This window comes from Flavobacterium caseinilyticum (genome assembly GCF_004349085.1).
Taxonomy (GTDB): domain Bacteria; phylum Bacteroidota; class Bacteroidia; order Flavobacteriales; family Flavobacteriaceae; genus Flavobacterium; species Flavobacterium caseinilyticum.
The window spans coordinates 56,440-70,857 of sequence record NZ_SMFM01000004.1; the positions used below are offsets into that span (position 1 = coordinate 56,440).

13 protein-coding genes are annotated in these 14,418 nt (G+C 35.5%); 9 read left to right on the top strand and 4 right to left on the bottom strand.

From position 1 onward, the window contains the following. Positions 1-114: 114 nt before the first annotated feature. Positions 115-903, top strand: a complete 789-nt coding sequence (locus E0F89_RS09950) for a rhomboid family intramembrane serine protease (protein WP_131909648.1) — start codon at positions 115-117, stop codon at positions 901-903. Between the two features lie 76 nt (positions 904-979). Here E0F89_RS09950 and rlmB read toward each other — a convergent pair whose 3' ends face one another. The 4 genes from rlmB to E0F89_RS09970 form a co-directional block, all read right to left on the bottom strand. After that, positions 980-1,714, bottom strand: coding sequence for a 23S rRNA (guanosine(2251)-2'-O)-methyltransferase RlmB (gene rlmB, locus E0F89_RS09955; RefSeq protein WP_035668140.1), 735 nt, complete (start codon positions 1,712-1,714; stop codon positions 980-982). A 79-nt stretch (positions 1,715-1,793) separates the two neighbouring features. After that, entirely contained in the window at positions 1,794-3,236 is a 1,443-nt protein-coding gene (locus E0F89_RS09960) for a SusD/RagB family nutrient-binding outer membrane lipoprotein (protein WP_131909649.1), read from the bottom strand. 11 nt (positions 3,237-3,247) lie between these two features. Then, complete coding sequence (locus E0F89_RS09965) at positions 3,248-6,505, bottom strand: SusC/RagA family TonB-linked outer membrane protein (protein ID WP_131909650.1); 3,258 nt, start codon at positions 6,503-6,505, stop codon at positions 3,248-3,250. An 84-nt stretch (positions 6,506-6,589) separates the two neighbouring features. Continuing rightward, on the bottom strand, positions 6,590-8,293 hold the full coding sequence (locus tag E0F89_RS09970) for a BamA/TamA family outer membrane protein (protein WP_131909651.1): 1,704 nt from the start codon (positions 8,291-8,293) through the stop codon (positions 6,590-6,592). Positions 8,294-8,469: 176 nt separating this feature from the next. Between E0F89_RS09970 and rpsL the strand changes: the two genes are divergently transcribed. From rpsL to rplB, 8 genes are all read left to right on the top strand, one after another. Further along, on the top strand, positions 8,470-8,853 hold the full coding sequence (gene rpsL / locus E0F89_RS09975; RefSeq protein WP_007136570.1) for a 30S ribosomal protein S12: 384 nt from the start codon (positions 8,470-8,472) through the stop codon (positions 8,851-8,853). A gap of 74 nt (positions 8,854-8,927) precedes the next feature. Continuing rightward, positions 8,928-9,404 (top strand): 30S ribosomal protein S7, encoded by a 477-nt coding sequence (rpsG, locus tag E0F89_RS09980; RefSeq protein ID WP_035668130.1) that lies wholly within the window; start codon positions 8,928-8,930, stop codon positions 9,402-9,404. Between the two features lie 10 nt (positions 9,405-9,414). Further along, entirely contained in the window at positions 9,415-11,571 is a 2,157-nt protein-coding gene (gene fusA, locus E0F89_RS09985) for an elongation factor G (protein WP_131909652.1), read from the top strand. Positions 11,572-11,582: 11 nt separating this feature from the next. Then, positions 11,583-11,888 carry a 30S ribosomal protein S10 gene (gene rpsJ, locus E0F89_RS09990; protein ID WP_011963470.1) on the top strand — a complete coding sequence of 102 codons (306 nt, stop codon included), beginning with the start codon at positions 11,583-11,585 and terminating at the stop codon, positions 11,886-11,888. A 155-nt stretch (positions 11,889-12,043) separates the two neighbouring features. After that, positions 12,044-12,661 (top strand): 50S ribosomal protein L3, encoded by a 618-nt coding sequence (gene rplC, locus E0F89_RS09995; RefSeq protein WP_113666972.1) that lies wholly within the window; start codon positions 12,044-12,046, stop codon positions 12,659-12,661. Further along, positions 12,661-13,290, top strand: coding sequence for a 50S ribosomal protein L4 (gene rplD / locus E0F89_RS10000; protein ID WP_131909653.1), 630 nt, complete (start codon positions 12,661-12,663; stop codon positions 13,288-13,290). The genes rplC and rplD overlap by 1 nt, the downstream gene beginning before the upstream one ends. 6 nt (positions 13,291-13,296) lie before the next feature. Further along, positions 13,297-13,587: a 50S ribosomal protein L23 gene (gene rplW / locus E0F89_RS10005; protein WP_066081040.1), complete on the top strand. Its 291-nt coding sequence runs from the start codon at positions 13,297-13,299 to the stop codon at positions 13,585-13,587. 6 nt (positions 13,588-13,593) lie between these two features. After that, entirely contained in the window at positions 13,594-14,418 is an 825-nt protein-coding gene (gene rplB / locus E0F89_RS10010; RefSeq protein ID WP_035668122.1) for a 50S ribosomal protein L2, read from the top strand.

Here is a 14,418-nt window from a genome sequence, read left to right on the forward strand (position 1 = left end):
TGGGCTAAAAATTCTGCGCACTTATACGATTTTGAAAATTTTTATGACAAAATAGCATTAAATTGCTTTTGGAGAAGTTTTTGAATTTAATTTTTTGAATAAACTTTAAGAGTAATGGATAAACATTTCAAATTTACGAATGCAGTGATAGGATTGCCACTTTTTTTCGTGGTGTTCTTATGGTTTGTTTTTTGGGTGGAAATCCGATTTAATCTTGACTTTGTTCAAAACGGAATTTATCCGAGAACATTTTCAGGCTTGCAGGGGGTTATTTTCAGTCCTTTTATACATGGCGATTTAGAGCATTTGTACAATAACTCTATTCCTTTATTAATATTGCTGGCCGCTTTGCAATTTTTTTATGCCAAACAATCAATGAGGGTAATTGGATATGGAATCGTTTTATCAGGAATTATTACTTGGGTAATCGGAAGAGAAAATTATCATATTGGCGCTAGCGGTTTAATTTATGTGCTGTTTAGTTTTGTGTTTTTTAAAGGTATCCAAACAAAGTACAATAGGCTCGTAGCGTTATCACTTGCTGTGATTGTTGTTTATGGAGGATTAGTTTGGTACATTTTTCCAAGTCCGGAGATTCCGGGAAACAAATCGATATCATGGGAAGGTCACCTGGGAGGATTGCTGACAGGATTTATCCTTTCTTTACTATACAAAACGCCAGAATATAAAAAAATAATTAAGTATGAGTGGGAACGCCCGGATTTTGATTCTTCACAGGATAAATTCATGCAGCGTTTTGATGAGCAGGGGAATTTTGTTAATCTCCCAATAATTGAAGAAAATGAAGAGGAGCAAGAACTAGACTCTTATTATAATTCAAATGTTTCTACCAATTATGAGATTGTTGAAGACAAAAAAAATGAATCAAAACCTAAGTCTTGATTCATGTAATAAAGTATTCTAAAACTCTAAGGATTTTAACAATCTAAGGATCTAACAATCTAAGAAGACCACCAATCTAAGATCGTTGTCTTACCGCTTCATATAAGAAAGCACCGCAAGCTACCGATACATTCAGTGATCCAATTGTTCCAAACATAGGAAGCTTAGCTTTTTCGTCTACGATTTTAAGCACCGAAGGGTTTACACCACGATCCTCTGAACCCATAATTATTGCAACGGGTTCGTTTAAAGAAATATCATAAATATTTTGATCTGTTTTTTCGGTAGCTGCAACAGTTTTGATTCCGCTTGCCTGTAAAAGGAAAATGGCATCCTTGATGTGTTCTACTTTACAAATTGGAATGTTGAAAACTGCTCCGGCAGATGTTTTTACGGTATCGCCATTAACGGGTGCTGAACCTGCTTTTTGTACAATGATTCCGTTAACACCAGTACATTCAGCTGTTCTTATTATAGCTCCAAAATTACGTGCATCCGATATTTGATCTAAAATCAAAAACAATGGTTTTTTTCCATTTTCAATTACAGATTCAATTAATGATTCTAAATCAAAAAAGGAAATAGGAGAGATCGTTGCCACTGCACCTTGATGATTATTTGGTGTAAGCCTGTTTAATTTTTCAACAGGAACATACGAAAAGTTAATGTTACCGCGCTTCATCACTTTCATCAGGTCTTTCATCAGCTCGCTGCTGGCTTCCTTTTGAATATAGACTTTGTCTACTGTTGCGCCCGCTTGTATGGCTTCAATTATTGCTCTTATACCGAATATTTGGTGTTCTTTTTCCATGGCGCAAAGCTAAGTAAAATGTATGTAAAAAAAAAACCATCAGCAAGAGCTGATGGTTTTTAAATAATTTTAGAGATAATTAGAATTTATCCCAAAAAAGTTTTGTTGTTTGATTATCACCTCCTATTGCAGCAGCTGCAGCATTGTAGTTGGTTTTATTCAAGTTTTGTTCGTTAATCGGATACGTATATCTTGTTGGTACAGGATCTTCAGATACAGCAGGCAAGTTAAAGCCCGGGAAATCATAAGTTCTCCAAGCAGTCCAAGCTTCATAACCTCTATTGTACATCGCTAACCAAAGTTGCGTTCCTATTTTTACTTTATAAGATCCTGGAGCTGTTGCATAATTTACATCAGGATTTAGCAAATAGGCAGCTACGTTAGGAGTTCCCCAGTAGTCAAATGATGCTGTAATACCTTTATTGTAAAAATCAGCTGCTGTAGCAGGTGTTCCTGAAATTGAACGTTCCGCAGCGTCTGCCAGGTAAAAGCATACCTCTGCATAATCCATTAACGATGCTGGATTAGTTGGGTCAATTATTCTAGCACTTACGTGTGTGTACGTTGAAAAAGAATTATTATCACCATAAGGCCCACCATCATAAACTCCAGCTCCTAAATTTTGATCAAAATAGAAAGATCTTCTAGGATCATTAAGAGTATTCATTTTATCCACTAATGTATTAGCAACAACGAAATCTGATCTTCCAGATTGTACTAAGTCAACCCAAACAGGATTGGTATTCGGTGTTGAATTAGAATAAGCAAAAGCTGCATTATCAGCATTTGATGTAAATACACCCCCACTAACGGCTGCTTGAATTGCTGCAGTTGATTTAGCAGCCAAAGCTGGAACATCTGCAACTCGTAATCCCATTCTTAATAATAATGAATTACCGAATTTTTTCCATTTAACAGGATCTCCACCATAAATTTTGTCTGCTGCGCCAAATCCATTATTCGTTAAGTTAGGAATTGCAACAGTTAAACGAGCTAGTAAATCACTATAGATCGTAGCTGCATCATCGTATACCGGCAATACAAATTCGCGAGGTTTCAAAGCTTGGGTGTAAGGGATATTTCCAAACGTCTCAACCATTTGAGCCCAAGCATAGATACTCAAAATCTCAATTTGAGCATTTTTAGTTTTTCTTGTTTCGGCTGTTAATAAAGGATTAGTATCATTATCATTATTGATTTTTGCATCACCTAAATCGAATAACACATCGGTGTACATTTCGCGCCAATGGTTTTGCGGGATATTACGAGTATTGAAATCGTAATTAGCTTCATCTACGTAAGTTGTTTCAGTCCAATGTTGACCTAACATCCTAAAGATATTTGTATTTACATTGGTGCTTGTCATCTGATCAAACAGATTCTTGGTTGCAGCATTGAATAAAAACTCTGGGCTAACCTCAGTAGGATTTTTCGGATCTATATTTTTATCTTCATATTGTTCATCTGACTGACACGATATTAGAGTAATGATAGATAAGGCTGTTAATATTATTTTTTTCATAATTTAATGTTTTAAAACTGTAGTTTAAGACTCGCTCCGACTTCTCTTATAGATGGATAAGCTCCCGATTGGTATCCTTGAACATTTCCAGAACTTAGACCTGCTTCTGGATCTGCATATGGAGTACTTTTATCGATAATCCATAGATTTCTACCAATTAAAGATACAACAATATTAGTGAAAGGTGAGTTCTCTAAGGTTTTAGGATTAAAATTGTAAGATAAACTTGCTTCACGTAACTTCACATAACCCGCGTCATAAACGTGAAGTTTATTAGGAGCTCTTGCATAACCCCAAGCAGTTGTATAAATATCACCAGCGGCTCTAACCTGGTTTGGTGTTCCATCAGGAGCAACACCCGGTAAAATAAATCCACCACTAGTAGCTCCATAGTTTCCTGGAGTTCCAACAATAGGATTTCTAACAGGATTCCCTAATTCATTATCAGCAGCGGAGAAGTCATACATACCTGTTGCATAACCGTACCATGTATCTAAAGAGAAAACATCCCCACCTTTTTGCATGTCGATTAAGAAGCTTAAATTGAAATTTTTGTAGGTAAAACTATTGTTAAGACCTGCTTTCCAATCAGGATTGATATCTCCAATAACTATATTACTTGCACCAGTTCTTTGATACGTACCAATTCTAGTTCCACTTCCTGTCTGATTAACAATTGGTTGCCCATTGTCAGCATAGATAAAATCACTACCTCTAATAGTTCCATAAGGCTGTCCAGGTGTTGCATTAATAGAAACACCACCTTGTAATGATGCTAATTGTAAGTTTTCAATACCGTTAAGCAAAGAAACAACTAAACTTTTATTTTGAGACCAGTTTAAATTAACATCCCATTTGAAATCATTCGTTTTTAATGGTGTTGCATTAATCTGAACTTCAAGACCTTTGTTTTCAATTGTTCCGGCATTTAATACCGCTGAATTGTAACCTGTTGCAGTTGAAAATGGAATATTTGTAATTTGGTTAACATTTAAATCGTTGTAATACGATATATCAAACCCTAGACGTCTTTTAAAGAAGGCCATTTCTAAACCAAACTCATAACTTTTTTGTCTCTCAGGTAAAAGGTTCGGGTTTGCAAGCGTCCCATTATTTGAAGCAACTCCTGTTCCGTCAAATGGAGTACCAATTTCGTAAGTGTTAAAAACTCTGTAAGGATTTGTATCGTTACCAACTTCAGCATAATTAGCTCTTAATTTACCGAATGATAACCATTCTGCATCAATATATTTAGAGAAAACTAAACTTCCGGAAACTGAGTAATAACCATATCTGTTGTTTGCTTTCGGTAAATTAGAAGAACGATCTGTTCTGTAAGTTCCCTCTAAGTAAGCAAAATCATCGTAACCTAAACTTGCTCTTATATACGCACCGTCAACCATGCTGCTTGCCTCGTATTCTTGTGGTGCAAGAATTGGAGCAAAACTATTTGAAAGTGAATACAAACGCGCTTTGTTTAAGCCTCCGTTAGTAGCGGCGAAAATGCTGCTTCTAAGATTGTTTCTTACGTTGTAACCAATGTTTCCTTCTAAATTTAATTTTTCAGTTAAATCTTTATTGAAGTTTAACATTAAATCATAATTGTATTCAGATACATTATTGTTGTATCTGGAATATTTAGATACATCTGCACTTCCAACATTTGTTCTTTCCTCTTGCAATTCAGCATAGGTATCAAAAGAAAATCTACCCAATATACTCAACCAATCAGTTAGTTTGTCTTCTAATGCTACATTACCAAAGTATCTTGATCTTGTATCTGTCTGATAGTTTTCATAGAATGTCCAGTATGGATTGTCAGAGTAAATTGGTCTTAAATTTGTAGGTGAATTAGGATTCCAACTGATATTATCTCTTGTTTGAAAGTAAGCAGCTTTTTGTTCGTCGAAATCAACGTTCATTTGATTCCATTGTCTAAACTGTTGCATTACGTTACCAGCTGAATAACCTGTACCGTTTCTACCTTTTCCATCAGTTTTAACAAAATTTAAACTTGCTGAAGCTTTTAATTTTTCAGTTAAATTATGTGATCCTGAGAAAGTTATATTATTTCTTTTAATACCACTGTTTGGTAAGCTTCCTTCTTGTAATAAGTTAGTGAAACCTAATCTAAAAGAACTTTTGTCATCTCCACCATCTAACGAAATAGAGTTTACAGCAGTACTTCCAGTACCCCAAACAGAATTTGGATTCGCTTTACCAGCTACCCAAGGAGTCGCTTTTCCGAAAGTTTCAGTTAATTGAGGATAAATAGAATTCCATTGGTAAATCAATAAAGATGGATCAAATGCAGCTCCATAAGAAGCATCTTCGGTAAAAGGAGTTGTTAAATCATCAACACCGTCTCCGTTGATATCAGCCAAATTGAAGTAACCATCAGCAGAGTCATAGAAAGGACCATAACCAGCTCCGTATTTGTTTTGATACCTTGGCAAAGTTTCCTTATCCGCAGTTCCTAACATTAAACTAGAACTTATTGTGATTCCAATTCCTTTTTGAGTTTTACCTCTTTTGGTAGTGATCATTACAACACCATTAGAAGCGCGAGAACCATAAAGTGCAGTTGCTGCAGCTCCCTTTAAAACGTTAATAGATTCAATATCGTCAGGATTGATATCAGATGCAGCATTACCGTAGTCATAACCACCTCTACCATTTTTTTGATCCCCTGAGTTTGAGTTGCCATTATCTATTGGCACACCGTCAATAACAAATAAAGCTTGATTATTACCCTCTATTGAGTTGCTACCTCTAATAACTACTTGTGTAGAACCACCTAAGTTACCAGAAGTTTTAATTTCTAAACCAGCAACTTTACCAGATAAAGAGTTTACAAAGTTAGAACTTTTTACCTTCGATACAGCGTCACCTTTAACCTCTTGGGTTGCGTAACCTAGGGCTTTTTTGTCTCTTTTGATACCCAAAGCAGTTACAACTACTTCGCTTAATTCTTGCGAATCAGTGTCTAATTTTACATTTAGTGTAGCAGAGCTTGCTGTAATTTCCCTTGTAGTCATTCCAACATAACTGAAAATCAACACTTGGCTCGGAGATGCTTTGATGGAAAATTTTCCGTCAAAATCAGTTTGTGTTCCATTTTGTGTCCCTTTCACTAATACACTCACGCCGGGTATTGGCATTCCTGCATTATCAGAAACAACACCTGAAACAGATCTTTCTTGCGCAAAAGTTAGTTGCGCCATAAGTACTACCAGTAGTACTAAGATTCCATTGAACTTTAGTTTCATTTTTAAATATTTTGAATTAGTCTCACAAAACTCTTAATAATTTGTTAACATTCCTAATAAATGATACCATTTCTTTTGCTCTGGTTAAAATTTAATGTTGTAACTGATGTGAATGACAGTGCTATGAAAATTTATTGCTTGATTTTTTGAACTTCCATTTGCTACGGCCAGTTTGAATAAACCGTTTTTTGTTTGCAATCCAAGTCCCAATCCAATACCTAAAGCAGTTTTTGTAATGTTGCTTGCTGCAATGTTTACATCATCCTTATAGATACTGTAATCCACAATTGAATGTAGGTAAAGATCTGAGGTAATCAGAAAACGATATTCTGTCATTACTGAGGTCAAAAAGTATGCGTATAGGCTGTTTTCGGTAAAACCACGTATGCTATTAAATCCGCCAAAACGGTAAAATTCGTTTGTGAGATAGCGGTTGCTTTTTAAATAATAATTTCGGCTATTTAAATGTATTGAATTCTTTTTGTTCAGGTTAAAATTATGCATCGCCTCAATGTTTGCAATAAATTGTTTGTTGGTTGAATCTTCCGTCAGGATGTTAGTTTTTCTTCTACCGAGTGCGGTCGATATTAAAATTTTCGATTTTACGGGAAAAAGTGAGTTCGCAGCTTCTAGTTTTGTGTATTCAAAACGGGATGTTATAAACGAATTATTAAAGTCAGCTACGGAAGCGTTGTTTATATTTTGTATGTCACTTGATTCCGTAGCTTGATAACCTAAATAAAAGCGGGTATTGTAGTTTTTAAAATAGCTTAAGTCTATCGCCGTTTTGGTGTTTTGAAAAGTACTGTCTTGTCTAAAAAATTGAATTTGCGCTTTTAGTCCCAGTGAAGTTTTTAACAGGTATGGCACTTCTATATGTGCGTTAAAAGTTTTTTGATCGTTTCCGTCACTTTTCCAAAAGACTGAGAATTGCTCACCGGAACCAAGAATGTTTTCAAGTTTGACATCTAAATAACCATTCAGAACTACTTTGTTATTGTCATTGTTTGAAAATCCTACAAAGCCGTCAAATACATTCGATTTTCTTTTTTCAAGATATACATAGACTTTGGTGCTATCTTTTGTGAATAAAATTTCCGGATATTTTACCTGGTTTACAAATTCGAAGTTTCCAAAATCTTTATAGATTTCGTTGACAATGTTTTGATTGAAGTTGCTGTTTTTATATTTCCTGTTGATTTGTACTAAATGTCCTTTTGGAAATTTATTTGCGCCGTCACTGTCTGCATAGCGAACAACTATTGAATTTAGTTTTCGCTGTTGATTTAAGTCCGTCTTTAAATCTGCGTAAAGCACATTATTTATTGTTTTTAAATTTACCAATCTTAAGGTAGCCAGAGCAAAACCACTTTCTTCGAGTTTTTTCAATGTTTGATTTAAAAAAAAATCTGTTTCTTGGTAAGGCAGTGTGATGGTGTCGTTTTTCTCCGAATTAAATAATTCTTTTATGGAATTATTTGCTCCTATATATATGCGTGTCGATTTAATTTTTTTACCTAAACTGAGTCGTGCTGAATAACTGGAGTCACTAATTTGCATATAGTCCGCTGCACGATTGTTGATATATCCAATTTTACTGAGTTTTTCGGACATTAGTTTTATTTCTTCCTGTATTGATTTTAAGTTTTGGTGTTTTGCTACGTATTTTAAAGAATCAATTGTACTGGACTCAGCAGACGAATTTCCATTCATGGTCAAATGAAAATTTTGGCCATAACAGGTCAGACCAAAATTTAAAACGAGAAAAGTAAGAAATAAAGTTTTCAATTAATAGGTCTTTTGTGCATCATGCAAATATCAGTGGTTTGGAATAAAAATCAAACTATAAAATAATCTTATTGAAAATTACCAGAGTAAGGTTTGTAGAGTGAAAAATATTTTCTACATTTGCAACCCCGTAAAAAGCGGGAATTTAATATAATAAGAAATTTTTAGTATTAATTATGCCAACAATTCAACAATTAGTAAGAACAGGAAGAACTCAGATAACTAAGAAGAGTAAATCGGTTGCTTTAGATTCTTGTCCTCAAAGAAGAGGGGTTTGTACGCGTGTTTACACTACAACACCAAAAAAACCAAACTCTGCAATGCGTAAAGTAGCGCGTGTACGTTTGACAAATGGTAATGAAGTGAATGCTTACATCCCTGGTGAAGGACACAATTTACAAGAGCACTCGATAGTATTAGTTAGGGGTGGAAGGGTAAAAGATTTACCAGGAGTTAGATATCACATCGTTCGTGGTGCACTTGATACGTCAGGAGTAGCAGGAAGAACGCAAAGAAGATCTAAGTACGGAGCTAAACGCCCAAAAGAAGCAAAAAAGTAATTTAAAAAGTTATTTCTTGTAGGAATGTGATTCGTCACGTTTGTATGGGTATGACATTTTATTAAAAAAAAGACATGAGAAAAAGAGCGGCAAAGAAAAGACCACTTTTACCAGATCCAAGGTTTAATGACCAACTGGTAACACGTTTTGTGAACAACTTAATGTGGGATGGAAAAAAATCGACAGCGTTTAAAGTATTTTATGATGCAATTGACATCATTGAGTCTAAAAAACAAGATGCAGAGAAACCATCATTAGAAATTTGGAAAGATGCGTTAACCAATGTTATGCCTCACGTAGAAGTACGTAGTCGTAGAGTAGGTGGAGCTACATTTCAAATTCCAATGCAAATTCGTCCGGATAGAAAAATTTCTATGGCGATGAAGTGGTTAATTCTATATTCTAGAAGAAGAAACGAAAAATCTATGGCTCAAAGGTTAGCTTCAGAATGTTTAGCTGCGGCTAAAGAAGAAGGTGCTGCTGTTAAAAAGAGAATGGATACTCACAAAATGGCAGAAGCTAATAAAGCATTCTCTCACTTTAGATTTTAATTCTTAAGAAATGGCTAGAGAACTTAAATATACAAGAAACATAGGAATTGCTGCTCACATTGATGCTGGTAAAACAACAACAACTGAGCGCATATTGTTCTATACAGGAAAATCACATAAAATTGGTGAAGTACACGATGGTGCTGCAACAATGGACTGGATGGCGCAAGAGCAAGAAAGAGGTATTACAATTACTTCTGCAGCTACAACTTGCGAATGGAATTTTCCAACTACTCAAGGTAAAGTTTTACCTGAGACATTGCCTTACCACTTTAATATTATCGATACACCGGGACACGTTGACTTTACAGTTGAAGTAAACCGTTCCTTGCGTGTGCTTGATGGTTTGGTTTTCTTGTTTAGTGCTGTTGATGGTGTTGAGCCGCAATCAGAAACTAACTGGAGATTAGCAGATCAATACAGAGTACCACGTATTGGTTTCGTTAATAAAATGGATAGACAAGGTTCTAACTTTTTGATGGTTTGTCAACAAGTAAGAGATATGTTAAAATCAAATGCAGTAGCGATCACTTTGCCGATTGGTGAAGAAAATGATTTCAAGGGTGTTGTGGATTTAGTAAGAAACCAAGCTATTGTTTGGGATGAAGAAGGTTTAGGAGCTACTTACGAGATTGTGCCTATTCCAGAAGATATGCTTGCAGAAGTGAAAGAATACAGATCGATTCTTATTGAAGCAGTTGCTGATTATGATGAAAATTTGTTAGAAAAATTCATGGAAGATGAGGACTCTATTACAGAGGAAGAAATCAATATTGCATTAAGAGCTGCTACTATGGACATGGCTATCATTCCTATGATTGCTGGTTCTTCTTTCAAAAACAAAGGAGTTCAATTCATGTTAGATGCAGTATGTAAATATTTGCCATCTCCAATGGATAAAGAAGGTATCGAAGGAATTCATCCTGATGATGCTGAATTATTAGAAGAAGATCAAACTAAAATTTTGCGTAAGCCAGATGTTAAAGAGCCATTTGCTGCTTTAGCGTTTAAAATTGCTACTGATCCCTTCGTAGGTCGTTTAGCTTTCTTCCGTGCTTATTCAGGACGTTTAGATGCAGGTTCTTATGTTTTGAACACACGTTCAGGAAACAAAGAAAGAATCTCGCGCATATATCAAATGCATGCTAACAAGCAAAACCCAATCGATTATATCGAAGCAGGTGATATTGGAGCGGCAGTAGGATTTAAGGATATCAAAACTGGAGATACATTGTGTGATGAAAAACACCCAATTATTCTTGAGTCTATGAAATTCCCTGCTCCGGTAATTGGTATTGCAATTGAGCCTAAAACTAAAGCTGACGTAGATAAAATGGGAATGGCTTTAGCTAAATTAGCGGAAGAAGATCCAACATTTACTGTTAGAACAGACGAAGCTTCGGGTCAAACTATTATCTCTGGTATGGGTGAACTTCACTTAGATATCCTTGTTGATAGAATGAAACGTGAATTCAAAGTTGAAGTTAACCAAGGTGAGCCTCAAGTTGAATACAAAGAAGCGTTTACTAAATCTGCTCAACATAGAGAAACGTACAAGAAACAATCAGGTGGTCGTGGTAAATTCGGTGATATCGTATTTAGAATCGAACCAGCAGATTTAGTTGACGGTAAAGCTCCGGTTGGATTGCAGTTTATTAATGCAGTAAAAGGTGGTAACGTTCCTAAAGAATATATCCCTTCAGTTGAAAAAGGTTTCAGAGAAGCTATGAAAACTGGTCCTTTAGCAGGATACCAAGTTGATAGTTTGAAAGTTACTTTATTAGACGGATCTTTTCACCCTGTCGATTCAGATGCACTTTCTTTTGAGTTAGCTGCAAGAATGGGTTACAGAGAGTCAGGTCGTGCTGCAGGTGCTGTTATTCTTGAGCCTATCATGAAAATGGAAGTTATTACACCAGAAGAAAACATGGGAGATATCGTAGGTGATATCAACCGTCGTAGAGGTCAGGTAAATGACATGGGTGACAGAAATGGTGCTAAAACTATTAAAGCAGATGTGCCATTATCAGAAATGTTTGGTTATGTAACTACTTTAAGAACTTTATCTTCAGGTCGTGCAACATCAACAATGGAATTTTCACACTACGCTGAAACTCCTTCGAATATTTCGGAAGCAGTTATCAAAAAAGCAAAAGGAAACGCTTAATCTTTAAGAAAATGAGTCAAAAAATCAGAATAAAACTAAAATCTTACGATCACATGTTGGTAGACAAGTCTGCTGAAAAGATTGTAAAAACTGTAAAAAGTACAGGTGCAGTAGTAACAGGTCCAATTCCATTACCAACTCACAAAAAACTTTTCACTGTATTACGTTCTCCACACGTAAACAAAAAAGCGAGAGAGCAATTTGAAGTAATGTCATACAAGAGATTAATTGACATTTATTCATCTTCATCTAAAACTATTGATGCTTTAATGAAACTTGAATTGCCAAGCGGAGTTGAAGTTGAAATCAAAGTTTAAGTAATTTAAGAGTAAAAAGGGACGCTGTTTTTAATTGAAAAATATTTTTTTGGTTTGTGTGTAAATAAGTTATACTTTTGCACCACTTTAAAAAAATAGGATTTAGTTAAAAGCTGCGTTCTATATTTATATTTAATAATTAATAATTAATAATTATGTCTGGGTTAATTGGTAAAAAAATCGGCATGACTAGCATTTTCGACGAGAACGGGAAGAATATTCCTTGTACAGTAATCGAAGCTGGGCCATGTGTTGTTACCCAAGTCAGAACCAAAGGTGTTGACGGGTACGAAGCGTTGCAACTTGGTTTCGATGACAAAAACGAGAAACATTCCACAAAAGCGGCTTTAGGTCACTTTAAAAAAGCGGGAACTGTAGCTAAGAAAAAAGTCGTTGAATTCCGAGATTTCGCAACAGAACAAAATTTAGGAGATCTTATTGATGTTTCTATCTTTTCAGAAGGAGAATTTGTAGATGTACAAGGTGTATCTAAAGGTAAAGGTTTTCAAGGGGTTGTAAAACGTCACGGTTTTGGTGGTGTTGGTCAAGCGACTCACGGTCAACACAACCGTTTAAGAGCGCCAGGTTCTGTAGGAGCTTCTTCTTATCCATCTAGAGTATTCAAAGGAATGCGTATGGCTGGACGTATGGGAGGAGACAATGTAAAAGTTCAAAACCTTAGAGTTTTAAAAGTAGTGGCTGAAAAGAACCTACTTGTTATAAAAGGATGTATTCCTGGATGTAACAACTCTTATGTAATCATTCAGAAGTAATGGAAGCAAAAGTATTAGATTTCAACGGAAAAGATACTGGAAGAAAAGTTCAACTTTCTGATTCAGTATTTGGTATAGAACCAAACAATCACGCAGTATACCTTGATGTTAAGCAATATCTTGCTAATCAAAGACAAGGAACGCACAAAGCAAAAGAAAGAGCTGAAGTAGCGGGAAGTACACGTAAGATAAAAAAACAAAAAGGAACTGGTACTGCTCGTGCGGGTAGTGCAAAGAATCCATTGTTTAAAGGTGGAGGAAGAGTTTTCGGACCAAGACCAAGAAGTTATTCATTCAAATTGAATAAAAGCTTGAAACGTTTGGCTAGAAAATCTGCTTTCTCAATTAAAGCAAAAGAGTCGAACATTATCGTACTTGAAGACTTTAATTTTGAAGCACCAAGCACTAAAAATTTCATCAACGTTTTGAAAGCTTTAGAGTTAGAAAATAAAAAATCCCTGTTTGTCTTGGGTGATACAAATAAAAATGTATATTTGTCGTCACGCAATTTAAAAGGCTCTAGCGTAGTAAGTAGCTTAGAATTAAGCACTTACGCTATATTAAACGCTAATAATTTAGTGCTTTTAGAGAGTTCTTTGGAGATAATTGAAGAAAATTTAAGTAAATAATAGGATATGAGCATCATAATTAAGCCTATAGTAACGGAAAAAGTAACCAAAGAAAGTGAAGTATTAAACCGCTTCGGATTCGTTGTTGACAAGAAAGCAAACAAAGTGCAAATTAAGAAAGCTATTGAAGCTGCTTATGGAGTAACTATTTTGAGTGTTAACACGATGAACGTAAGACCGGATAGAACTACTAAATACACTAAAAGTGGACTTATCAGTGGAAAGACAAATGCAATCAAAAAAGCAATTGTACAAGTACAAGAAGGAGAAACAATTGATTTTTACAACAATATCTAAGATAAAATGTCAGTAAGAAAATTAAAACCTATTACCCCAGGTCAGCGATTTAGAGTTGTGAATGGTTATGACGCCATTACAACTGATAAGCCGGAACGCTCTTTGATAGCGCCGATAAAAAACTCTGGTGGTAGAAATAGTCAAGGAAAGATGACCATGCGTTATACGGGTGGTGGTCACAAGCAAAGATATCGTATTATTGATTTCAAACGTACAAAAGAAGGAATTCCGGCTACAGTGAAATCAATCGAATATGATCCGAATCGTACTGCATTTATCGCATTGTTAGCGTATGCTGATGGTGAGAAAACGTATGTTATTGCTCAAAACGGATTGAAAGTTGGTCAGAAATTAGTTTCTGGTCCAGAATCTCAACCTGAAATTGGTAATACTTTACCTTTAAGTAGAGTTCCACTTGGAACTGTTATTTCTTGTATCGAATTGAGACCAGGACAAGGAGCTGTAATTGCTCGTTCTGCTGGAACATTTGCTCAATTAATGGCAAGAGATGGAAAATATGCTACAATTAAAATGCCTTCTGGGGAAACAAGATTAATCTTGTTGACTTGTTCGGCTACAATTGGAGCGGTTTCTAATTCTGATCACCAATTAGTTGTATCTGGTAAAGCAGGTAGAACAAGATGGTTAGGAAGAAGACCTAGAACAAGACCTGTTGCAATGAACCCTGTCGATCACCCAATGGGTGGTGGTGAAGGACGTTCTTCTGGTGGACATCCACGTTCAAGAAATGGAATACCAGCTAAAGGTTATAGAACTCGTTCTAAGAAAAACCCGAGTAACAAGTATATCGTAGAACGTAGAAAGAAATAA